The 1084-nt window shown below is 64.2% G+C and carries 1 protein-coding gene; it reads right to left on the reverse strand.

All coding sequences use genetic code 11. From position 1 onward, the window contains the following. Nucleotides 1–51: 51 nt before the first annotated feature. The coding region (locus tag AC1DYI_RS36560) for an ATP-binding protein (RefSeq protein ID WP_477208975.1) at nt 52–1084 on the reverse strand (1033 nt) is incomplete at its 5' end.

A 1084-nucleotide genomic window follows, 5' to 3' on the forward strand; every position in this document is an offset into this window, starting at 1 on the left:
CGCCGGGCCACCTCTTCTCGGCCGACCACCGCTACACCCACCACATCCGCGTCAACTTCGGGCATCCGGACAACAAACGGGTGGAGGCAGCGCTGAAGACGGTGGGGCAGATTGCCAAAGCGCTGACGGCGGGCTAGGACTCTTGCAGTCCGGCGCCAGCCAATTCGTCAACAACGTGTGCAGCAGTGCACCTTCGAGTGGCTTGCGCAAGACGATATAGCCTTCTTCCTCGGCCTGCTGCAGCGCGGGGACACCATGTTCCCCGCTGACGATGGCGCCACTGGCGTCAGGGCAGCGATCAAACAGTGCCTTGAGCACTTCCAACCCGCTTTCGCCTGAGCGCAGACGCTGATCGCACAGGATCGCCTGCGGAACGAAGCCGCCATCGACGCGGGCGAACGCTTCGGTGGCGGTCGCGACACAGTGAACTTCAACGCCCCAAGCTTCCAACAGCGTCTGCGATGCGGCGCAGACTTGCGGGTCGTCGTCGATGAAGAGGCAGCGTCCTGACAGTCGTTGCGCCGGCAGGCCATTGGCAGGACCGACTGTTTGTGCATCGCTGCCAGTCGACAGATGCGCACGTGGCAGGCTGATCCAGAACCTGGACCCACGACCTTCGACGGACTCGAAGCCGTGGGTGGCATGCATCAACTCGGCGCATCGCGCGACCACAGCCAGGCCCAGACCCAAGCCGACACGGTCGATGCGCCAGGAATTGGCAGGCCGGTAGAACGGCGAATGGATCTGGTCACGGTCATGGTCGGCGACACCCATTCCGGTGTCCCACACTTCAATGCGCCAATCGGGCCCGCACGAGCGCGCAGCAAGCAGCACGCCGCCACGCGAGGTGTAGCGCAATGCGTTGTGCGCCAGGTTGATCAGCGACTGGCGCAGCAGCATCGGATCGGCCATCACGGCGGCGTCATTCGCACTGCGGTGCAGCCGCCAAGACAAGCCGCGGGAACGCGCCTCTTCCCGAAACAGGTTTTCCACTTCGTCCAGCACGCCGTTGACACCCACCGGTGCCAGGCAAACACCCACGCTGCCGCTCTCGATGCGCGACAGGTCGAGCAACGAGTTGAAC

The sequence above is a fragment of the Ideonella sp. P3_A4 genome, from assembly GCF_056403075.1.